This window comes from Saccharibacillus qingshengii (genome assembly GCF_013185195.1).
In the GTDB taxonomy this organism is placed as follows: Bacteria; Bacillota; Bacilli; order Paenibacillales; family Paenibacillaceae; genus Saccharibacillus; species Saccharibacillus qingshengii.
Window position 1 is genome coordinate 17,234 of the sequence record NZ_JAAZWC010000035.1, and the last position, 20,540, is coordinate 37,773.

The following is a 20,540-nucleotide window of genomic DNA, read 5'->3' on the forward strand; positions in this document are numbered from 1 at the left end:
GAACGTCGATCAAGCTGACCGCCTCTATGCAGAAGAAGCCTTCCCGATCATTCGGGAAGGCTTTTTTACTGCGAATCTGCGTCGGGGCTGCATGGACTCCGGCGCAAAGCTTACTTCTTGCTCCGAAGCTCCGCGACTGCCGTTTTCAACTGCTCCATCGCCTGTTCCACGATCGAGCGCGAGCAGGCGACGTTCATGCGCATGAAGCCGGCGGCTTCGATGCCGAACATCGTGCCGTCGTTGAGGGCAAGGCCCGCTTCGTGCAGCAGGAACTGCATCAATTCTTTGGCGTCCAGGTTCAGTCCGCGGAAGTCGATCCACAGCAGATAGGTCGCTTCCGGCAGCTTAACCGACAGCTCGGGCAGATGCTCCTGGATCTGGGCCTGTACGTATTCCATATTGCCGCGAACATAGACCAGCAGCTCGTCGAGCCATTCGCCGCCGTGCGTGTAAGCCGCCTCGGTCGCGGTTGCGCCGAGAGTGCTGATCGATCCCAAGCCGTGCATTTTGGCGACCGTACGCTCGTACGCGGTCCGAAGTTTGGGGTTCGGGATTATAATGTTCGACACCGACAATCCCGCCAGATTGAACGTCTTGCTCGGCGCGGTACAGACGATACAGTTGTCGCGTGCAGCTTCGGATACCGAAGCGAACGGGATATGCGATTTCGGTTCAAAAATCAGATCGGCATGGATCTCGTCGGCCACCACCAGCACATCGTGCTTGAGGCAGATCTCCGCCAGCTTCTCCAGGTCTTCCCGCGACCAGATCCGGCCGACCGGATTATGCGGGCTGCACAGGATCAACATTTTTACTTCGTCGGACAGTTTGCTCTCCAGATCGTCGAAGTCCATCGCATAATCGCCCGTTTCCGACAGGCTCAGCGGATTCGTGATCAGTTGGCGTCCATTTTCGCGCACGATATTGTAGAACGGCGGATAGACGGGTGTCTGAATCACGATCTTGTCGCCCGGCTTGGTGAAAGCTTCTACGGCGAACGCCAGCGCGGGAACGACGCCCGGTGTGAATGTGATCCATTCGGACTCGATCGTCCATCCATGACGGGTTTGCATCCAATTCACGACGGATTCGAAATACGCCGGCGTGCGGAACGTATAACCGAATATGCCGTGATCTACCCGTTTATGCAGCGCATCCAGCACTTCCTGGGGCGCGGCAAAATCCATGTCGGCTACCCAAAGCGGCAGAGCGTTCGGCGCACCGAAAATTTTTTCGCGGCCGTCCCACTTTTCCGAAGCACTCTCCAATCGGTCGATTTGCGTATGGAAGTCGTAGCGGCTTTTTAGTGTCATATGAATAATTCCTCCTTGTGTCGGCAAACAATCCTCTCAATATTATCCGTTACGGCATCGTTTAAAGCAATGGCGGAAGCAGGTGCGCTCTCGGTGAGAGTCGTTCGTGTTTGGTCCGAAAATCGGGGTAAAACAAGAGCTTGGTTGTAAACCCGGCCACCGATTTTCACGGCGGCAGAATGCCTGCTTGGCTGCTTTTGTACAAGAAAGGGCGATCTTTCCTGTTTTGCATCCCAAGGCATTTTTTTGTAAGGTAATAGAGGGAATGATGGCTTTCTGGAGTGTACGCGAATGCGCCGACCCTAGTACCCTTTCAACTCTTAATCAGAGGTTGACGTTTTCCTGAAACGCACACGCTTTAGGTGCGATTCCGTCGGAGACTTCGTACACGATTCAAGTACGAAATCTCAGGGGAGCGTAACCTTACCTTTAGTGTTGACAAGGTCCTATTTGGGCCCTGCGTATGCCCCGCAATCGACAGCCGCTTGATCCAATAGTCTGAACGGCCCGTTGATCGAATCGGGCTGCACAAGGAGGAGAAATCGAACATGCACCAATCGACCACCCGCAAGGTACGCAAACGTATTCTGTTTCTCGCCGCAGCGGCACTGCTGCTCGCCCCCTCGCTGAGCCTGCCAACCGCCAAGGCGGAAACAACCTCGGTATCCGGCACCGTGATAACGCCTGACCCCGCGCAGCCGGCTCCGCCCGCTTCGTCGCCGGCCCCGCAAACGCCGGCCGCTGTCGTGCCGGCTCCATCCGCCGCTCCGGCTCCGCAGACCGGCACACCTACGCCGCCTGCTGCCGGACCGGAATCGCCGGATAGCGCTTCGGAAGAACCGGTGGAATTCATCGGCGAACGACCGGCCGATTGGACGCCGGAGCAGGATGAGATGCCGGCAGATCCGGAACCGCCGGCCGATCCTGGCACTCCGGGTCCGGTACCGACGCAGCCCGGAACACCGGCCCAACCCGGTACGCCAGCCAAGCCTCCGGTGCCTTCGACCGGCCCAGGACCGGTTGTTACACCGGCCAAGCCTCCCGTTCCCGCTGCCCCGGATCCGTTCTACGATATCGTAAAAGACCCGAACCGGGAAGCGATCCTGACCTTGTACAACGAGAAGATCGTCAAGCCGTCCAAAGACCGCAAGTTCCGTCCGCTGGCTGAAATCGGCCGCGCCGATTTCACGGTGATTCTCGGCCGCTCCATGAACGCGAACGGAAGTGTATTCGACGTCTATTTCACGGATCCGATTCCCGATTGGGCGATTCGTTATGTCGGCGGCCTGTCCGCGGCAGGTATCTTTGACGGGTATCTGGAAGGCGAGATTTTCGGAGCGAAACAGCCGGTGACCCGCGCCGAAGCCGCGGCGATGGTGGCGCGCGCCGCGCATCTGGAATCGCAGCCGCTGCCCGAAGGACTGGGCGGCGTAGGCAATATCCCGACTTGGGCGCTCGACGATGTGGGCGCCGCGTATGCGGCGGGTCTGATCGAAGCGACAAGCAGCGGCACCTTGAACCCGAACAAAAAGGTCACTCGCAGCGAGATGGCCGCCATGATCGCACCGCTGCTTGAAGAAGATGCTTTCCTGACGCCGTTCGAAGTCGAAGACGATATTACGCTGCCTTAACCGGGAGCTTGGACGCAGGGCCGCCTCTTCCGGAGGCGGTTTTTGCTTGCGCGTAGCTTTTTTCGAAAAGGGTTTATATAATGGACGCAGTTATTGAAGGCGGTTACATTCTTGTCGACTTATGGCTTATTATCCAAAGGGGGCTCACCACCGAATGACGTACAAAGACGCATCCAGACCGACCGCAGAACGCCTGAACGATCTGATCGATCAGATGACGCTGGAGGAGAAGATCGCCCAGCTCACTTCCGCAAGAACCGGCAGCATGATCTCCGACGTACAGAACTTTATTTTTTCCGCGGAACTGACGAACCGGAATGTCCCGCACGGTTGCGGCTACATCAGCCGGATCGGCGGGGCGACCGACCTGCTGCCGGCAGAGATGGCCCGCGTGATGAATACGATCCAGAAACATTTCGTGGAAGAGACGCGGCTCGGCATTCCGGTGCTGTTCATGACCGAAGCGACATCGGGCGTACTCAGCCGCAATCATACGCTGTTCCCGCAGAATATCGGAGCCGGCGCCATGTTCGACGAAGAACCGATCCGCCGGATGGCCGATGCCATGCGCCGCGAGATGATCGCGACCGGCGAACGCTGGGCGCTCGGGCCGGTGGTGGATGTGATCCGGGACCACCGCTACGGCCGCTACGAAGAATCGTTCGGCGAAGATGCGTACCTGGTCAGCCAATACGGAACGGCCTACGTGCAGGGGCTGCAGTCGGACGATCTGACGCAGGGCATTATCGCGACGCTCAAGCATTTTGTGGCCCAGGGGATCAGCGACGGCGGCCGCAACTGCGGACCCGTGCATGTGACGGACCGCGAGCTGCTGGACGAATACGCGGTACCGTTCGAAGCGGCGATCCGCGATGCGGGCGCGCTGTCGGTCATGGCCGCGTATCACGAAATCGACCAGGTTCCGGTGCACGCGTCGGCTCCTATTTTGCGCGAAATGCTCCAGGGCCGATTGGGCTTCGAAGGCTTGACCGTCTCGGACGGCAACGGAATCCAGCTGATCCAGTCGTTCCAGGAATACTGCGAGACCCAGGAAGAAGCCGTGCGGCTTGCACTGGAAGCGGGGATCGAATGCGAGCTGGACTTCATGTTCGAGAAATATCTGCGGGGATTGGTGGAAAAAGGCGAAGTGGATCAGGAGCTGGTCGATTCGGCGGTGCGCAAAGTGCTGGATCTCAAATTCCGCCTGGGTCTGTTCGACCGTCCTTACGTGGATGAGACCGCCGTGGATTCGTCCGTCTGCACGCCGGATATGGTGGAACTGTCCAAAGAAATGGCGCTGCGCACGATGACGCTGCTGAAGAACGAAGACGGCATTCTGCCGCTGGATCCTTCCCTGCGCAGAGTCGCCGTGATCGGACCGCTCGCCCACGTCAAGGAATTCGGCTCCAGCGATTATTCGTATCCGGCCCATATCGAAGACATGTACTACCACTCCGAAGGGCTGACCGAAGAAGAAGTACTGGCCCGGACGCTCTTTTTCAAGAAAAAAGAAACCCGTTACGAAGACCTGTACCATCCGGATATGCCGACCGTATACGAAGCTTTGCAGAGCGCGCTGCCAAACGCCGAAGTGGTCTACAAGACCGGCATCAAGGATACGACCGACTATAACGGCGACGCCGACTTCGACCAGATCGAAGAAGCGGTCGCGGCGGCGCGGGACGCCGACGTCATCATCGCCGTCTGCGGCGACACGAGCGGCATGGGACGCGAGAACGACAGCGGGGAATCGACGGACCGCGTAGAGATCTGCTTATCGCACGAACAGAAGAAGCTGCTTCGTGCGCTGCGGGCAACCGGCCGTCCGGTCGTGCTGGTGCTGTGCAACGCGCGTCCGCTCGAACTGCTCGAAGAGAGCCAGTCGATGCACGCGATCCTCGAAGCATGGAAACCGGGGATGCGCGGAGCCGAAGCGATCGCGGAGACGCTCACCGGCGCTTACAACCCGGGCGGCAAACTCTCGGTTACGCTGCCCAAAGCGCTCGGCCAACTGCCGGTGCATTACGCGCAGCTTGCGACCGGACACAAGCAGTTCTGGCGCGGCAAATACCTGGAGATGGATCTGGCGCCGCTGTATCCGTTCGGCTACGGCTTGAGCTATACGAGCTTCGAAGCGGAGAATATCCGGTTCGAACAAACGGCGGACGGCATCTCGGTGACGGCAGACGTGGTGAATACGGGACAGCGCGCGGGCGATCAGGTCGTGCAGGTATACGTCCGCAAGAAATACGCCAGCGTCCTGCAGCCGGAGCGCGAACTGAAAGCGTACAAACGGGTAAGTATCCCGGCCGGCGAACGGGTGACGCTTGGGCTCGAGATTGCCTACGATTCGATCGGCTACCACGACCGCGATCTGAAGCTTGTCCTCGAGAACGTGCAGCTCGACGTGATGCTCGGCTTCTCGTCGCAGGAGATCAAGGCGGAAGAGACGTTCAAGCTTGCTTTTGACGGTGGAAAGCGGGAGATTGGACGGCGGGTGTTCGGGAATCCCGTGACGATCCGCTAGATAGACGCGACACGCCAAAAACGATGCCCCGTTACTTCGGAGGCATCGTTTTTGTTGTCGGCCTGGTGACCCAAGCTGGACAGGCAGCCGCTTTTCGGCAGACCTGCGCAGCCCGCAGGAGCCGGGCATGGGCAGGCCGCACTTGTAGGCCGCTGCTGCCTGTCAGCCTACAAACAGCGATTCCGCTCCGTCGATATGCACCACGGCACCGCTGATATGGTCGGATTCTTCCGACGAGAGGAACAGCACCAGATTCGCGACCTGCTCCGGCTTGCCGTTGCCTTCGGGCAGAGGAACGGTACCTTCCGGATATTCGACGGGTTTGGTGTTCATCTTGTCCGCTTCCGGTTCTTTGTCTTCGCTGCTGAAAATATTCGTGTCGATCGTGCCCGGCGCGACGACGTTGACCCGGATATTGGAAGCGGCCAGCTCGAACGCGGCCATCTGTCCAAATGCGGCGATCGACGCTTTGGACGTGCTGTAGGCGGAGAAGCCTTTTTGCGAAAAGACGCGGGTTCCGCTGAGCGAGCTGGTGAGTACGATGCTGCCTTTGCCGGCTTCTTTCAGATAGGGAATCGCGTATTTGACGCTTGTGAACGTGCCTTTGACATTGTTCGTGATCGTCTCGTCCCACTCGTCGTCTTCGATGGACTCGATCGGTCCGACGACGCCGAGAATGCCCGCGTTGGCAAACAGCGTGTCGATCCGTCCGTATTCGGACACGATCTGCTCCAGCGCTTCGCGGTATTGGGCGGGTGCGGAGATATCGACCGTCAGCGCGATCGCCTGCCCGCCCGCGGCTTCGATCTCGGCCCGTACGCCTTCGACGAACTGCGAATCGCGGTCGATCAGCGCGACGCGGGCACCTTCTTCGGCCAGACGCAGCGCGGCGGCCCGTCCGATTCCCGAACCGGCTCCCGTGACGACAGAGACTTTTCCGTTCATTCTTGCAGAGTTGGACATGGGATACACTCCTTTTGACGGATTTCTTGATCTTTTTAAAAGTTACCCGTTCAAAAAAAGGTCAATCACGTATAAATATACAAAATTTTAGCTTTCTGCCTCGAAGTCAGTTATTCCGTCTAAGGGAAGGGTAAATAATTTTTAACATATGCCATAGGTAAGAGAATACGCAGATATTTGTAAAAAGGTTAACGATTATCGGGGGGATACCGGCCGAATCCGGTATACTGGAACTGATGCTTGTGGGGTTGTCCGCCGGAATAGGCCGTTTCGTTTTTTGCCATTACTGCTGTACAGGTCGGAGGAATGATCATGTCGTTGGTTTTTGCTTTTCTCAAAAAGTACCGTGCCGCTTCTCTCTTGGCGCTCTTGATGATGGTGATCGAGCTTGCCGTCGAGCTGGCACAGCCTTATCTGATCTCGAAGATTATCGATGACGGGATCGCCAATTCGGATCTCGGCGTCGTCTGGATGTGGGGCGGCATTCTGATCGTAGGCGCGGTCTTTGCGTTTGTTGCCGGGATCGCAAGTTCGTTCTTCGCTTCGTTCGCAAGCCAGGGCTTCGCCAGCGATCTGCGGGAGACGCTGTACGATAAAGTGCAATCGTTTTCGTATTCCGTCTTCAGCCGCTTCGCCACCTCGTCGCTCATCACGCGGATGACCGGCGACGTGACGCAGCTGCAGGACACCATCTTCATGAGCCTGCGGTTCATGACGCGCGTTCCGCTTGTGGTGGTCGGCAGCGTCGTGATGGCGATGGTCGTCAACTTCAAGCTTGGGCTGCTGCTCGCCCTGACCGTGCCTCTGCTTCTGGTATTCGTGTTGTGGATCATGCGCCGGGCGGGGTCCATGTTCAAGAATGTGCAGAAGCGCCTCGACAAAGTTAACGGCGTGATTCAGGAGAATCTGACCGGGATTCGCCTGATCCGCGTCTTTGTGCGTATGAAGCACGAGAATGGACGCTTCGCCGCTTCCAGCGGCAAGCTGATGAAGAATACGGTATCCGCGCTGCGCCTGACCGAGACGACGATGCCGTTTATCATGCTGGTGATGAACGCCGCGATTGTCGCCGTGCTGTGGTTCGGCCGCGCGGATATCGCCGCGGGCGGCGCAACCGTCGGCGAAGTCGTCGCGGTCGCCAACTATGCCCTGCGTACGATCGGCGCATTGTCCGCGTTTTCCTGGATCGCGGTAACCTTCTCGCGTGCCGGCGCTTCGGCGCAGCGCGTCAAGGAAGTGCTCGATACGCAGAACGGGGAATTCGAACAGAACCGCGCGTACGGGCAGGAGAACGGAGCTTCGGCTGAGGCGTTTGCCGCATCCCGGGCCGAGCGGAGCCGGCAGGCTGCCGGAGGTACCGGTAACGCCGTGGTCGAAGGAGCCGTCGAGTTCCGCGGCGTCGCGTTCAAATATCCGACCAGCGAGATCAAAGTGCTGGAAGACATTTCATTCCGGATCGGCGCGGGCAAGCGGGTCGCCATTATGGGGGCTACCGGTTCGGGCAAGTCTTCGCTCGTACAGCTGATTCCGCATTTGTACGACCGCGACAAAGGAGAGATCCGGATCGACGGCCGGAGCATCGACGAATGGGATACGAATCTGCTGCGCCGAAGTATCGGTTACGTGCCTCAGGAAGTTCTGCTCTTCACCGGTTCGATTCGGGAGAATATCGCTTGGGGCCGCGAAGAAGCGTCGTTCGAAGAGATCGAAGAAGCGGCGAAGATCGCCCAGATCCATGACACGGTCGAGAAGCTGCCGAACGGGTACGAGACCCTGCTCGGGCAGCGCGGCGTGAATCTGTCCGGCGGCCAGAAGCAGCGGCTGTCGATCGCCCGCGCTCTGGTGCGCCGTCCCGCGATCCTGATCCTCGACGACAGTACGAGCGCCCTGGATCTGGCGACCGAAAGCCGTCTGCTCGAAGCGCTGGAAGATATCTCGTGCACCACGTTCCTGATTACGCAGAAGATCAGTTCGACCCGGGCGGCGGATCTGATTCTGCTGCTGGACGAAGGGCGTCTGATTGCCGGAGGTACGCACGACGAATTGATGCGCACTTCGGAGCTGTACCGCCATATCCACGAATCCCAATACGAACAGGGGGAAGCCCTGCATGCCTAATGCACTGACCGAAGCTTTCCGACAGCCGCGGCCGCCGGTCATCGCGGACCCGACGAAAGCAAGCGGCGAATACAAGAAGAAAAAGCGGGCCAAGAATATGTCCGGGACGCTTGTGCGGATCTGGAAATACCTGGCCCGCCGCAAACTCAAACTGGGGCTTGTCCTGTTCATGGTCCTGATCAGCTCGATTCTGTCGCTGCTCGGTCCGTACATGATCGGAGTGGCGGTCGACGATTATCTGAGCGGCGACAGGACCTTTTGGGGCCTCGGCTGGGGGCTGTTCCTGGTGGTGCTCGGCGCCGTCTATCTGCTCAGCCCGCTGACCATGTTCCTGCAGAGCATCTGGATGATCGAGATCGCGCAGGAGACGGTCTACCGGATGCGGGTCGATCTGTTTTCCCATCTGCACAAGCTTCCGATTCCGTTCTTCGGCAAACGCCAGCAGGGCGAGCTGATGAGCCGGGTCACGAACGATATGGAAAATGTCAGCGGAACGCTGAACAGTTCGGCGATCCAGATCTTCTCCAGCATCCTGATCCTGTTCGGGACGCTTGGCGTGATGCTGGCGCTCAGCCCGCTGCTGACGCTGCTGACGTTTATCGTCGTTCCGCTGATGGCGATCGGCATGCGCTGGATCACGCGGCGGACCGGCCCTTTGTTCAAGGAGCGCCAGAGCAATCTGGGCGATCTGAACGGTTATATTGAAGAGACGCTGTCGGGCCAGCGGATTATCAAAGCGTTCTCCCAGGAAGACCGGGTCAAGCGCGAATTTGCGGAGCGTAATGAACGGATCCGCTTGTCGGGCTTCTGGGCGCAGACGATCTCCGGCATGATTCCGAAACTGATGAACAGCCTGAACAATCTGAGCTTCGCGCTGGTCGCGGGGATCGGCGGCATTCTCGCGATCAACGGCCAGGTGACGATCGGCGTCATTATCGTATTCGTGGAATACGCGCGTCAGTTCACCCGGCCGCTGAACGATCTGGCGAACCAGTGGAATACGCTGCTGTCGGCGATTGCCGGCGCGGAGCGGGTCTTCGAGATCATGGACGAAGAAGTCGAAAGCAAAGACGAAGGCCGCGCGACGAAGCTCGACAAGATCGAAGGCGCCGTCAAGTTCGAAGATGTCTCGTTCGCGTACGACGAAGGTCCGAACACCTTGTCGGATATTTCGTTCGAAGCGAAACCCGGCGAGACGATCGCCTTGGTCGGGCCGACCGGAGCGGGTAAGACGACGCTGATCCAGCTGCTGTCGCGCTTCTACGACGCAAGCGGCGGGCGGATCACGATCGACGGCCGCGAGATCGGCAGTATCCAGCGGGAGAATCTGCGCTCGCATATGGCATTCGTGCTGCAGGATACGTTCCTGTTCGAAGGCACGATCCGCGAGAATATCCGCTACGGGCGCCTTGATGCGACGGATGAGGAAATCGAAGAAGCGGCCAAGCTGGCCAATGCCCATTCGTTTATCGTCCGTCTGCAGGGCGGCTACGACAAGATTCTCAACAACGGAGGCGGAGGAATCAGCCAGGGGCAGAAGCAGCTGCTGGCGATTGCCCGGGCGATGCTGGCCGATCCGGCGATTCTTGTTCTCGACGAAGCGACCAGCAGTATCGATACGGTGACGGAGATCAAGATCCAGCAGGGGCTGCAGCGTCTGATGAAAGGACGTACCAGCTTCGTGATCGCCCACCGGCTGAACACGATCCGTCAGGCCGACCAGATTCTCGTCCTCAAAGACGGCGGCCTGCTCGAACACGGTTCGCATGACGAACTGCTCGCACGGGGCGGCTTCTACAGCGGATTGTACAACGGTCAGGGTATGCAGGAAGAAGCGGGAGATTGAGCCAAACCGAAAAAAATCAGCCGTTTGTCCATCGGAAGATGGGCAGGCGGCTTTTTGATGGAGAGACCTTCTAGGGCGTGCTGTCACAAAAAGGTTCCGTCAATCGTTTCATGGGCAGACTGGCGGCAAAGGAGAGATGTCCATGAACAACCCGAACGAAATTCCGGTAATCGTCGTGATCGGCGGCGGTTACGCGGGTCTGCAGACCCTTTTCATGTTAAAAAAGGAACTGAGGGTCCACGCGTTGAAAACAGGAGAGAGACAGACGGTGCCAAATGCGGAGCGAAAAGGAAAAGCCGCTCAGGCCAAACTCATTCTGATCGACCGGAATGCGGACCATTTGCGCAAAGTGCTGCTGTTTCGAGGAGCCGTTCATCCGGAGAAAACGAAGATTCCGTTTGCCAATCTGGCAAAAAGCGATATCGAATTTCTGCAGGCGGACGTACTCGGCATTCACGCTTCGGAGCGGCAGCTGGAGTTGAAGCGGCCGGACGGACGCTGCGAGACGCTGGCTTACGATCGGCTGGTTATCGCGACCGGAAGCGTTCCCCGAACCGGCGGAGAAGAACGAGGCGGATTCGATTTATCGAACCCCGAAGAAACCGACAAGATCCGCGAAGCGCTTGAAGCCTTGGAGGTCGGCGGGATTCAGGGCATCAAGAGCGAAGAAAGACCGGCAGGGCAGACCGCTGGGGTTGAGGCGGACAGCCGCTCTGTACAGACTATCGTGGTGGGCGGGGGACTGTCCGGCATCGAGATGGCGGCCGAATTGGCCGACGAGCTGCGCCGCCGCCTGCGCGGGCGCGGACTGACGGCGGACCATCCCGTCGTGACGCTGATCGACAGCGGGGAGCGGCTGCTGCCGCAGGCATCGGCGGAGGTAGGCGAGCGTCTGGAGCGGGAGCTGCGCGCGGCGGGTGTGAGCCTGCTGCACGGACGCCGGGCTGTGCGTTTCGCAGGCGGAAGGCTGGAGCTTGAAGACGGCGAGAGCCTGCCGGCGGATCTGTGCGTATGGGCTCTTGGACTGCAGGCGAGTCCCGCGGCGGCGAAGTGGGGACTTCCGGTCGACGAAGTCGGCCGGATCGTCGTCGATGCTTCGCTGCGAATCGGCGGATGGGCCGGCTGCTACGCTGCCGGAGACTGCGCCCGGATCGTCGATCCCGCGACCGGCCGCGTCGAGGGAATGAGCTGCCGGGAAGGGACGTCCCAAGCCAAATGGCTGGCCAAAGCGATCCGCGCCGATCTGGAAGGGCGCGCCGAACCGGCTTACCGGTCTGCGCCGCTTGTACTCTGCGCATCGCTTGGCCCCGCACGGGGTTTCGCCTGGACGCGTCTGCAGGGCCGCGATATCGTGCTGACCGGATCGCTGGGCCTGCTGGCGCGGCGGTATACCTGGAAGTTGGTGGACCTGCTGCCGGATTAAAGCCGTTAAGAAAAGGAGGGGTAGGCATGGTTGTTTCCGTAGATCGGGAGAAGCTGTACGGCGAATATCGTCCGCTGCTGTTCTCGTTGGCTTATCGGATGCTCGGGACGGCTTCGGATGCCGAAGACGTCGTTCAAGACGTCTTCCTGCGTCTGGAGGAGAAACCGCCCGGAGACAAAGAACATATGAAAGCCTATTTATGCAAAATGACGGTCAACCGCTGCCTGGATATCCTGAAAAGGCTGCGTTTGCAGCGAGAACTTTATATCGGCCCGTGGCTGCCCGAGCCGATTGCGGTCGAAGCGGATGATCCGGCGGCGGCCTATCTGCAGGGAGAAGGCGTGTCTTTTGCGATTCTGCTGCTGCTGGAGACGCTCGATCCGGTAGAACGTGCCGTCTACATTTTGCGGGAAGCTTTCGCTTTCGATTACAAAGCGATCGCCGAAGCGACAGGCCGTTCGGAAGCGGCCTGTCGGCAGACGATGACCCGCCTGCGGCCGAAGATCGCAGCGGCGCAGCCACCTGAGGGACTGATGCCTACGGGCGATGCCGAACCGCTGGTGCTGCAGTTTCTGCACGCGGCGCGCACCGGCGACCTGACCGGCATGCTGGAACTGCTGCATCCGGACGCGTCGCTGCGCTCCGACGGAGGAGGCAAGGTCTCGGCGGCGGTTCGTCCGATAGTCGGAGCGAAGGCGGTAGCGGCTTTCCTGGGCGGATTGGCCCGGAAGTTCGCCGGAGCGGCCGATTCGCTGGGATCGCCGGGGATCTCGGAAAGGGCGGACCGGCCGGGGATGCCAGAAAGTTCTGTGTCCGGGCCGGAAGCCGAGTTTGGACTGCTGCCGATGAACGACCAGCCGGGTCTTGTGTTTACGGTAGCGGGGCAGCCTGATACGGCTCTGCTGATCGAATCTTCGGCCGGGCGAATTTGCGCCGTGTATATCGTGCGCAATCCCGATAAGCTGGAGCAAATCGGCCGGGCCGGCAGCTGACGAAATCCGCTTCTTCGCTCCGAAATACTCTATAATGAAAGGTATAGACGGCGGGGAGGGAATGAAGGTTGCTCATTTATGTCATGCTCGGGTTGATGCTGCTCTCGGCAGGATTTGTGGCTTACCGTTTGAAGCGCGACGGAGCGGAATATCATTTTGTAGAAAATGCGGGTCTGATGATCGTCGTGCTGGTGGCGGTATCGGCGCTTGCCGGAATGGCCGCAGCCGGCGATTGGTTGGATTATGCGAGAATAGCGTATGCAATCCTGACGGTCGCCTATATCGCTTACGCGGCCTACGCGAAGTACCGCGGCGGCACGGACGGATACGGGCAGTAAAGAAAAGACATCTCATGTACGCCGCAGGCCATCTTTGAGGAGCCGGTCCCATCCAATGTCGAACGGAACGATATCGAATCCCTGGATCGCGGAGCGTATTTCCGAAGACGCGGAATTCGAGATTCGCAAGCGTACGGCTCAAGCTGGGGAACGCGCTTGAACGTTCGGACGTTCTAAGCGCGGTTAATCTTCCGATATCTGGATCAAGGTCCTGGAGAATCGTTTAGAGGACCGGTTCATCAAAAGAGACCGCCTTTGCATCGGCAAAGGCGGTCTCTTTTTGCGAATCGGCAGAAGTCAGCCTTTTTGTAGCAAACTCAAAACCGGATTCGGCTCGTATTCACTCTTCAGCATCGAGTAAGCCGCAAGGTCCACGTAACGGCCTTTCTCGTATTCGTGCTGGCGCAGCAGGCCTTCTCGGGTGAAACCGAGCTTGTCCATCAGGCGGATCGAAGCGGCGTTGCCGGGGTCGACCCGGGCTTCGATCTTGTTCGCACCGAGCGGACCGAATCCGAATCCCAGGGCGGCGTGCACCGCTTCCGGCATCAGACCCCTGCCCCAGAAAGCGGGCGCCAGATCGTAGCCGATCTCCATCCGGTTATGCTCGCGCTCAATGCCGAGGAAGCCGCAGGTGCCGACAAATGCGCCGGAATCGCGGTCTTCGAGCATCCAGCGAATACCGGTGCCTTCCCGGAAAATGCGGGCGTGCCAGCCCAGTTCGTCGTCCGCTTCTTCGACCGATTCAAACGGATTAAGCGGCATGTAGCGCATCACTTCTTCGTCGGCGTACATGGCGAACAGCCCGTCGCGGTCTGCCGGCTTGGCTTCGCGCAGCAGCAGCCGGGAGGTCTCGAGGCGCGGAAATTCTTTGAAATCGAATAGGGCGGATTTGCTTGTTTGTTCACTCATTGCTTCAATTCCTCCAAGGTTTCTTCCCAGCGTTCGACAACCGCCTGCGGATCATGCAGTTTGATCGTGATGCCGCTGGTCAGATCCGCGTATTTGGCGGCGTCCGCGCGGACGTCCAGCACGTCCGCGGTAAATCGCGCACGCGGATGCCTCGCGTTCGCAAGCTCCGGCAGCGCTTCGGCGCGCAGACGCACCGTATACGATAGGCCTTCGTATACGACCGCGAGCAGTGCCCGGCCGCTGCGCCGCAGATTGGCCGTCGTGCCGGTGCCGATCCACAGCGCGATGCGCAGGCGGCTGCGTTCTTCCGCCCATACTTCGCCGGCGCTGACCATCGCCTGATGGGGGTAGCCTTCTTCGTCGACCGTATGCAGCGTCATCGCGATATGCGTTTTTTCGCCGAGATCGGTTCCGCCCAACAGCGCATACAGCGTATCGTTCAATCGGGGGAGACTGCCGGTGTTCATATCGTCACTTCCTTTATGTCTATTTTCGAAAATAACGTTCTCACGACTGTTATTTCCCCTTTCTACGTGGGCAAATGACAAAATAACGTTCTCCGAACAGTTAATTTCAGCTTTTCCTGACTAATCATGCTCTGATTCGTCGAATAACGGTTCTGACGCATTTATTCGGCGAAAAGAGAGGATCAGGAGGGAAATAGATGCCTCTGCGCAGTTGTTTTCGCTGAGGGAGGTTGTGAGAACGCTCTCGCCCAGAAGGTTGCACGGAAGCTTATGCGGAGGACGTCGGCTGTCTATCCCTAGCATGCCAGTCTACCTCGAGCACTACCGTCCGCCTCCCCGGAATCGCCTGCAGCGGCTTCCCGAATCCATCGATCTCCGAACCTGATTCCCCGAGCCCGGTTGCTTGCGTCCGCCAGACCCGGCGCCCGATTCCCAGAGTCTCGTTTCCCGCGTCTGCCTACCCGGGCGTCAGGCTCCCCGCTTCCGGTTTCCCGCCGGCGTTCGCCTATACCGGATCCACCTGCACCGCAGCCTGCTTGCCGCTGACCTGGATGCCGGTTTTTTTCGTGCCGGTTCCCTGCAGATCGCGAAGCAGTTCTTCCAGCAGTTCTTTGGCTTTTGGGCCTTCTTTGCCGGAGATTTTGACGACAAACTGGACCGAATCTCCGCCTTCGAGAATGCGCTGTGCCTGGTTCTTTTTGGTCTCGTAATCGTGTTCTTCGATGTTGGCGGTCAGCCGGATTTCTTTGACTTTGGACGTCCGGGCCGCTTTTTTCTCCTGCTGCTTGGCTTCTTTGGCTTTGCCGGAAGAGATCAGGGAGCAGGGAGGAGGACTGGAATAGAGCGAGGTGCAGACCAGATCCACGCCAAGCTCCCGCGCCAGTTTGAGTGCTGCACTTGTCGCCATTACACCAAGCGCTTCGCCGTTCACGCCGGTCACGTCGACTTCGGCGGCTTTGATTTTTTCGTTTTTGATCATGGAAGAAGGCTCCGTTTCATTGAAGGTTTGTTCGGTGCGGCTGAACGTTTCGAAGAGTAAACGCGGCCCGGCACCGGAAAGTTACGCCGAAGCGTCAAGCCCTGCGCGGTCCGCCCACCGTCGATTCCCGGAAAATCGGTTGGGTGTATAAGTGGGTGACCTGGTGCGGCTGCTGCGGATTGCGGATACGCGACAGCAGCATCTCGCCGGCTTTGACACCCATATCGCTGCTGTAGATATGCACCGTTGTCAGATGCGGCTCCACGATCTGCGATTCGGGCGAATCGTCGAAGCCGCAGACGCGCACGTCGGCCGGGACGTTCAAGCCGCGGTTCTTGAGCGCCCGCATCAAGCGGACGGCGATAAAATCGTTCGCGCAGACGAACGCCTGCGGGAGCTTGTCGATCTGCCGCAGCCGCCGATCCATCCAGTCGGTCTCGAACAGGAAGAAGCGGTCTTCATCGAGAATCGACTGCTCGCGGGAGAGTTTGAGACCCACATCCGCGAGCGCGCGCCCGCAGCCAGCCCAGCGTTCGTGGAAGCTTTTGCAGTGGTTGAAGTCGCCAACGAATCCGATTTCGGTCAAGCCGTCTTCAATCAGTCCGCGCGTCATACGGTAGGTGCTGTGTTCATTCTCCATCAGCAGGACGTCGGCCGCAAAGTCCGGATAAGCCGCGTCCGCCGCGCAGTCGATAAAGACGACCGGAATATCGAGTTCGGTCAGCAGGCGGCTGTAGGCAAGATCGAACAGCTCGATGCAGACAATGCCGTCCACGCCGGAAGCGTCGAAGTTGACCGGCAGCGCCCGTTCGCCCCGTTCGTCGTCCCGCACGATATGGATCGACAGATTGTACCCTTCCATACTGATCTTTTTCTCCAGTCCGCTGATGACCTGGGAACCGAAGTGGGACGTATTCGGCAGATTGGTTGTCAGCAGTGCGATATTGCCCGTTTTTTTGGGCAGAAAACCTTCGCTTTCCATATAGGCGAATTGTTTGTATTTCAGTTCGATCGCTTTTTTGATCACGCGGGCACGGGTTTCTTCGGGAATGCCTCCGCTGTCGTTCAGCGCTTTGGAAGCCGTGTTGCGGGAGATACCCAATGCGTCCGCAATCTGTTGAATTGTCACTTTCTCTTTGGCCATGGATGCGGTCCACCTTTATCGGTTCGGTTGAGTAGGAAAGTTTCGGCCGCAGGCGGCGCGAAGATAAGGCTTACATAGTCAAATGTATCGTAATAAGGGCTGAATAGCAATCCAAAGTTTACAAATGTAAAGTTATAAAAGCATTAATACCTAATATCGATCAAACAAATGTAAAAAATATTTTGACAAAATAAGTTGACATATGAACCTCACCTCTGGTAAATTGTAAACGCGGAAGAGGTCAAATGTTAAATGTAAGCCCTTACGACTTACCGCGACCAAATCGATCAGCAAGGAATGGAGGAAGCGGAATGGAAAATTCGGCGGAGAGCGGAAAAGGCAGCCGATTGGTGCAGCGCAAAAAGACGGCTCAAAGCGGGCTGGGCACGTTCAAAAAAAACGGCTTTCTGTACCTTTTGCTTGCACCGGCGCTTTTATTGACTCTGATTTTCAAATACGTACCCATGTACGGCGCCATTATCGCGTTCAAGGAATTCAGTCCGATCCGGGGCATCATGAACAGCGAATGGGCGGGATTGAAGTATTTCGAGAAGTTCCTGTACTCGCCCAACTTCGAAGTTATTTTTATGAACACGCTTAAATTAAGCTTTTACGGACTGCTGTTCGGCTTTCCGATTCCGATCCTGCTTGCCCTGATGCTCAATCAGGTGCGCAAAGCCGGAGCCAAGAAAAATATCCAACTGTTCCTCTACGCGCCGAACTTCGTGTCGGTCGTCGTGATCGCCGGGATGCTGTTCATCTTCTTGTCCCCGACGGGGCCGATCAACGCGATCGCGACCTGGGTGTTCGGCCAGCCGCTGATGTTCATGACCGATCCGGCCTACTTCCGCTGGGTGTACATCTTGTCGGACATCTGGGCAACCGCCGGCTGGGCGTCGATCATCTACGTCGCGGCGCTGGCCGGCGTCGACCCCGAGCTGCACAACGCGGCCAGCCTCGACGGGGCGAGCCTCATGCGGCGCATCTGGCATATCGATCTGCCGACGATCAAGCCGATCATGGCAATCGTGTTCATTCTGGCGGCGGGCGGCATTATGTCGATCGGCTTCGAGAAAGCCTATCTGCTGCAGACGTCGATGAACCTGCCGTCTTCGGAGATTATCGCGACCTACGTCTACAAAGTCGGCCTGCAGTCCGGGGATTACTCGTACTCGGCGGCCGTCGGATTGTTCAATTCCCTCATTAACGTGATTCTGCTGCTCACCGTGAATTTCGTCGTCAAAAAACTCAACGACAATCAGGGTCTTTACTAAATCTTGCCGGAAAGGAGAGAACCGCGATGACTGTCAAAAATACGCCGTTCGACCGGTTTCTGCTCGTCTTGAACGGATTGTTCCTTACGCTGGCCGTACTGGTCGTCGTTGTCCCGTTCGTGTATATCATCGTCGCTTCGTTTATGGATCCCACCGTACTGCTCAATCGGGGGCTGTCGCTGAACCCGTCCGATTGGAGCCTGGAAGGGTATCGCAAAATTCTGAGCAACGACGCGATGATCCGCGGCTTCTTCAACTCGCTGCTGTATGCCGGCGCGTTCGCGATCTTCACCGTGCTCGTCTCGGTCTGCGCCGGATATGCGCTGGCCGACGATACGCTGGCCGGACGCAAACTCGTCATGACGCTGTTCCTGATCACGATGTTCTTCGGCGGCGGGTTGATTCCGACCTACCTGCTGATCCGTCAGCTCGGCATGCTCGACACGCCGTGGGCGCTCATCATTCCCGGGGCGGTCAACGTGTGGAACATCATCCTGGCCCGGACCTTCTTCAAAAGTATTCCCAAAGAACTCAAGGAAGCCGCGAACGTCGACGGCGCTTCCGAATTGAAGATCTTCATGCGCATCGTCCTTCCGCTCTCCAAGCCGATCATGTTCGTGCTGGCGCTCTACGCGTTTGTCGGGCAGTGGAATTCGTACTTCGACGCCATGATCTATCTGGAAAACTCCAAGCTGTTCCCGCTCCAACTCGTACTGCGTTCGATCCTGATCCAGAACCAGGCGGCGCCCGGCATGATCGGCGACCAGCAGGCGATGGCGGAACTCAAACGCCTGTCGGAGATGATCAAATATTCGTCTATCGTCGTCTCCAGTCTGCCGCTGATCGTGATGTATCCGTTCTTCCAGAAGTATTTTGAAAAAGGCGTCATGGTCGGTTCCCTCAAATAAAACCGCCTGACGACCCGCCGTTCCCGTGTTCGATGTCCGATCATCCGCTCACCGAGGTTCATCATCCCAAGGAGGAATCCCCCTATGAAAAAGCTTCGCCTGCCGCATTGGAAAAAAGCACTCTCCGCGTCCGCCCTGTCCACCGTGCTGCTCGTGACCGCCTGCGGAGGCGGTTCGTCCGAGCCGCAGAAGACCGCCGACGGCAAACCGATTTTGCGCGTGCTGACTTCAAGTTCCCCGCTTGCCCCGGCCGATCCGAACGAGAAGCTGGTCGTCAAGCGGCTGGAAGAGAAGACCGGCGTGCATATCGACTGGACCAGCTATACGAGCGACGTGTTCGCGGAGAAGCGCAACCTGGCGATGGCCAGCGGCGACCTGCCGGATGCGATCTTCGCCGCGGAGTACAGCGACTACGACCTGCTCAAGCTGGCCAAGGACGGAGCGATCGTGCCGCTCGAAGACGTGATCGACCAGCAGATGCCGAATTTCAAAAAAGTGCTCGACGAACACCCGGAATACCGCTCGATGATCACCGCGCCGGACGGCCATATCTACGCGTTCCCGTGGATCGAGGAATTGGGTTCGGATAAAGAGCGTATCCAGTCGGTCGACGACATGCCGTGGATCAACGTGGAATGGCTGAAGAAGCTGGGCCTCGAAATGCCGAAGACGACGGATGAACTCAAGGAAGTATTGACCGCGTTCAAAACGAAAGACCCGAACGGAAACGGCAAAGCCGACGAGATTCCGCTGTCGTTCATCGACAAACCGGGCGGCGAGAACCTGACGTTCCTGTTCGGCGCGTTCGGCCTGGGCGAAAATCCCGAGCATCTGGTCGTGACGGACGAAGGCAAAGTGGTCTTCACGGGCACGGAACCCGGCTACAAGGACGCGGTCAATTACGTGTACGACCTGTACAAAAACAAGCTGGTCGATATCGAATCGTTCCAGCAGGACTGGAATACGTATGTCGCCAAAGGCAAAGACGACCGCTATGGCCTGTATTTCACTTGGGACAAAGCGAACATTACCGGCATGAACGACAAATACGACCTGATGCCTCCGGTCGCCGGACCGAGCGGCGAAGTCAACGTTACGCGCAATAACGGCATGGGCTTTTTCCGCGGCTCGATGGTCGTAACCAGCACGAACAAGCAGCTGGAAACGACGGCGAAATGGGTCGATCAGCTGTATGATCCGATCCAATCCGTGCAGAACAACTGGGGCACTTACGGCGACGAGACCCAGCAGAACATCTTCGAATTCGACGAAGCCAAAAAAATGCTGAAGCATCTGCCGCTCGAAGGCTCCGCGCCGGTCGAACTGCGCCAGAAGACGAGTATCGGCGGACCGCTCGCGATTCTCGACGAATACTTCGGCAAGTACACGACGATGCCGGACGACGCTAAATGGCGGATGGACCTGATGGAGAAAGTGCTCGTTCCGCATATGAAGGCGGAGAACACGTACCCGAACGTCTTTTTCAGTATCGACGAACTGGACCGGCTCTCCACGATCGAAGCCGATCTCTTCCCGTACATGCTGCGCAAACGCACGGAATGGTACCAGAACGGCAAAGCGGATCAGGAATGGGACGCTTACCTCGCGGAACTCGATCGGCTCGGCCTGCAGGAATGGCTGAAGATCCGGCAGGACGGTTACGACCGGAGCGCCGTGAAGTCTTAAGTAGAAGCACGTACACATAGAG

General features: G+C 58.2%; 16 protein-coding genes. 10 read left to right on the forward strand and 6 right to left on the reverse strand.

The features are described 5' to 3' along the window. Window positions 1-110: 110 nt before the first annotated feature. Window positions 111-1,313, reverse strand: coding sequence for a MalY/PatB family protein (locus tag HRQ60_RS20945; protein WP_172199832.1), 1,203 nt, complete (start codon window positions 1,311-1,313; stop codon window positions 111-113). Window positions 1,314-1,861: 548 nt separating this feature from the next. Here HRQ60_RS20945 and HRQ60_RS20950 point away from each other — a divergent pair. Beyond that, a complete protein-coding gene (locus HRQ60_RS20950; protein WP_172199834.1) occupies window positions 1,862-2,944 on the forward strand; it encodes an S-layer homology domain-containing protein in 1,083 nt (360 codons plus the stop codon). A 154-nt stretch (window positions 2,945-3,098) separates the two neighbouring features. Then, entirely contained in the window at window positions 3,099-5,471 is a 2,373-nt protein-coding gene (locus tag HRQ60_RS20955; protein ID WP_172199836.1) for a glycoside hydrolase family 3 N-terminal domain-containing protein, read from the forward strand. A 162-nt stretch (window positions 5,472-5,633) separates the two neighbouring features. On the opposite strand, the gene HRQ60_RS20960 is transcribed toward HRQ60_RS20955, so the two are convergent. Beyond that, window positions 5,634-6,434, reverse strand: coding sequence for an SDR family oxidoreductase (locus HRQ60_RS20960; protein ID WP_172199838.1), 801 nt, complete (start codon window positions 6,432-6,434; stop codon window positions 5,634-5,636). A gap of 312 nt (window positions 6,435-6,746) precedes the next feature. Here HRQ60_RS20960 and HRQ60_RS20965 point away from each other — a divergent pair, with 312 nt between their 5' ends. From HRQ60_RS20965 to HRQ60_RS20985, 5 genes are all read left to right on the forward strand, one after another. Beyond that, window positions 6,747-8,552 (forward strand): ABC transporter ATP-binding protein, encoded by a 1,806-nt coding sequence (locus HRQ60_RS20965; protein ID WP_172199840.1) that lies wholly within the window; start codon window positions 6,747-6,749, stop codon window positions 8,550-8,552. Beyond that, the gene (locus HRQ60_RS20970; RefSeq protein ID WP_172199842.1) at window positions 8,545-10,398 is read left to right on the forward strand and encodes an ABC transporter ATP-binding protein; all 1,854 of its coding nucleotides are present in this window, start codon (window positions 8,545-8,547) and stop codon (window positions 10,396-10,398) included. The genes HRQ60_RS20965 and HRQ60_RS20970 overlap by 8 nt, the downstream gene beginning before the upstream one ends. Window positions 10,399-10,540: 142 nt before the next feature. Continuing rightward, on the forward strand, window positions 10,541-11,821 hold the full coding sequence (locus tag HRQ60_RS20975; RefSeq protein ID WP_172199844.1) for an NAD(P)/FAD-dependent oxidoreductase: 1,281 nt from the start codon (window positions 10,541-10,543) through the stop codon (window positions 11,819-11,821). A 26-nt stretch (window positions 11,822-11,847) separates the two neighbouring features. Beyond that, entirely contained in the window at window positions 11,848-12,813 is a 966-nt protein-coding gene (locus tag HRQ60_RS20980; protein ID WP_172199846.1) for a sigma-70 family RNA polymerase sigma factor, read from the forward strand. A 68-nt stretch (window positions 12,814-12,881) separates the two neighbouring features. After that, a complete protein-coding gene (locus HRQ60_RS20985) occupies window positions 12,882-13,151 on the forward strand; it encodes a hypothetical protein (RefSeq protein ID WP_172199847.1) in 270 nt (89 codons plus the stop codon). A gap of 297 nt (window positions 13,152-13,448) precedes the next feature. Here HRQ60_RS20985 and HRQ60_RS20990 read toward each other — a convergent pair whose 3' ends face one another. The 4 genes from HRQ60_RS20990 to HRQ60_RS21005 all read right to left on the reverse strand — a co-directional run bounded on the left by HRQ60_RS20990 (window position 13,449) and on the right by HRQ60_RS21005 (window position 16,650). Beyond that, window positions 13,449-14,060 carry a GNAT family N-acetyltransferase gene (locus HRQ60_RS20990; RefSeq protein WP_172199849.1) on the reverse strand — a complete coding sequence of 204 codons (612 nt, stop codon included), beginning with the start codon at window positions 14,058-14,060 and terminating at the stop codon, window positions 13,449-13,451. Next, window positions 14,057-14,527 carry a pyridoxamine 5'-phosphate oxidase family protein gene (locus HRQ60_RS20995; RefSeq protein ID WP_172199851.1) on the reverse strand — a complete coding sequence of 157 codons (471 nt, stop codon included), beginning with the start codon at window positions 14,525-14,527 and terminating at the stop codon, window positions 14,057-14,059. Before HRQ60_RS20995 ends, HRQ60_RS20990 begins: the two co-directional genes overlap by 4 nt. Window positions 14,528-15,032: 505 nt before the next feature. Further along, a complete protein-coding gene (gene infC / locus HRQ60_RS21000) occupies window positions 15,033-15,506 on the reverse strand; it encodes a translation initiation factor IF-3 (RefSeq protein ID WP_172199853.1) in 474 nt (157 codons plus the stop codon). A gap of 94 nt (window positions 15,507-15,600) precedes the next feature. Continuing rightward, window positions 15,601-16,650, reverse strand: coding sequence for a LacI family DNA-binding transcriptional regulator (locus tag HRQ60_RS21005; RefSeq protein WP_172199855.1), 1,050 nt, complete (start codon window positions 16,648-16,650; stop codon window positions 15,601-15,603). 311 nt (window positions 16,651-16,961) lie between these two features. On the opposite strand from HRQ60_RS21005, the gene HRQ60_RS21010 reads away from it, so the two are divergent. The 3 genes from HRQ60_RS21010 (at window position 16,962) to HRQ60_RS21020 (ending at window position 20,518) form a co-directional block, all read left to right on the forward strand. Beyond that, window positions 16,962-17,924 carry an ABC transporter permease gene (locus tag HRQ60_RS21010; protein WP_172199856.1) on the forward strand — a complete coding sequence of 321 codons (963 nt, stop codon included), beginning with the start codon at window positions 16,962-16,964 and terminating at the stop codon, window positions 17,922-17,924. Window positions 17,925-17,950: 26 nt separating this feature from the next. After that, window positions 17,951-18,832: a carbohydrate ABC transporter permease gene (locus HRQ60_RS21015; protein WP_172199858.1), complete on the forward strand. Its 882-nt coding sequence runs from the start codon at window positions 17,951-17,953 to the stop codon at window positions 18,830-18,832. Between the two features lie 84 nt (window positions 18,833-18,916). After that, window positions 18,917-20,518, forward strand: coding sequence for an ABC transporter substrate-binding protein (locus HRQ60_RS21020; protein ID WP_172199860.1), 1,602 nt, complete (start codon window positions 18,917-18,919; stop codon window positions 20,516-20,518). Window positions 20,519-20,540 lie beyond the last annotated feature (22 nt).

Excerpts from the sequence above, each read along its gene's own strand:
- HRQ60_RS20945 (WP_172199832.1), bottom strand. The coding sequence starts at position 1,313 with ATGACACTAAAAAGCCGCTACGACTTCCATACGCAAATCGACCGATTG.
- HRQ60_RS20950 (WP_172199834.1), top strand. The coding sequence starts at position 1,862 with ATGCACCAATCGACCACCCGCAAGGTACGCAAACGTATTCTGTTTCTC.
- HRQ60_RS20955 (WP_172199836.1), top strand. The coding sequence starts at position 3,099 with ATGACGTACAAAGACGCATCCAGACCGACCGCAGAACGCCTGAACGAT.
- HRQ60_RS20960 (WP_172199838.1), bottom strand. The coding sequence starts at position 6,434 with ATGTCCAACTCTGCAAGAATGAACGGAAAAGTCTCTGTCGTCACGGGA.
- HRQ60_RS20965 (WP_172199840.1), top strand. The coding sequence starts at position 6,747 with ATGTCGTTGGTTTTTGCTTTTCTCAAAAAGTACCGTGCCGCTTCTCTC.
- HRQ60_RS20970 (WP_172199842.1), top strand. The coding sequence starts at position 8,545 with ATGCCTAATGCACTGACCGAAGCTTTCCGACAGCCGCGGCCGCCGGTC.
- HRQ60_RS20975 (WP_172199844.1), top strand. The coding sequence starts at position 10,541 with ATGAACAACCCGAACGAAATTCCGGTAATCGTCGTGATCGGCGGCGGT.
- HRQ60_RS20980 (WP_172199846.1), top strand. The coding sequence starts at position 11,848 with ATGGTTGTTTCCGTAGATCGGGAGAAGCTGTACGGCGAATATCGTCCG.
- HRQ60_RS20990 (WP_172199849.1), bottom strand. The coding sequence starts at position 14,060 with ATGAGTGAACAAACAAGCAAATCCGCCCTATTCGATTTCAAAGAATTT.
- HRQ60_RS20995 (WP_172199851.1), bottom strand. The coding sequence starts at position 14,527 with ATGAACACCGGCAGTCTCCCCCGATTGAACGATACGCTGTATGCGCTG.
- infC (WP_172199853.1), bottom strand. The coding sequence starts at position 15,506 with ATGATCAAAAACGAAAAAATCAAAGCCGCCGAAGTCGACGTGACCGGC.
- HRQ60_RS21005 (WP_172199855.1), bottom strand. The coding sequence starts at position 16,650 with ATGGCCAAAGAGAAAGTGACAATTCAACAGATTGCGGACGCATTGGGT.
- HRQ60_RS21010 (WP_172199856.1), top strand. The coding sequence starts at position 16,962 with ATGGAAAATTCGGCGGAGAGCGGAAAAGGCAGCCGATTGGTGCAGCGC.
- HRQ60_RS21015 (WP_172199858.1), top strand. The coding sequence starts at position 17,951 with ATGACTGTCAAAAATACGCCGTTCGACCGGTTTCTGCTCGTCTTGAAC.
- HRQ60_RS21020 (WP_172199860.1), top strand. The coding sequence starts at position 18,917 with ATGAAAAAGCTTCGCCTGCCGCATTGGAAAAAAGCACTCTCCGCGTCC.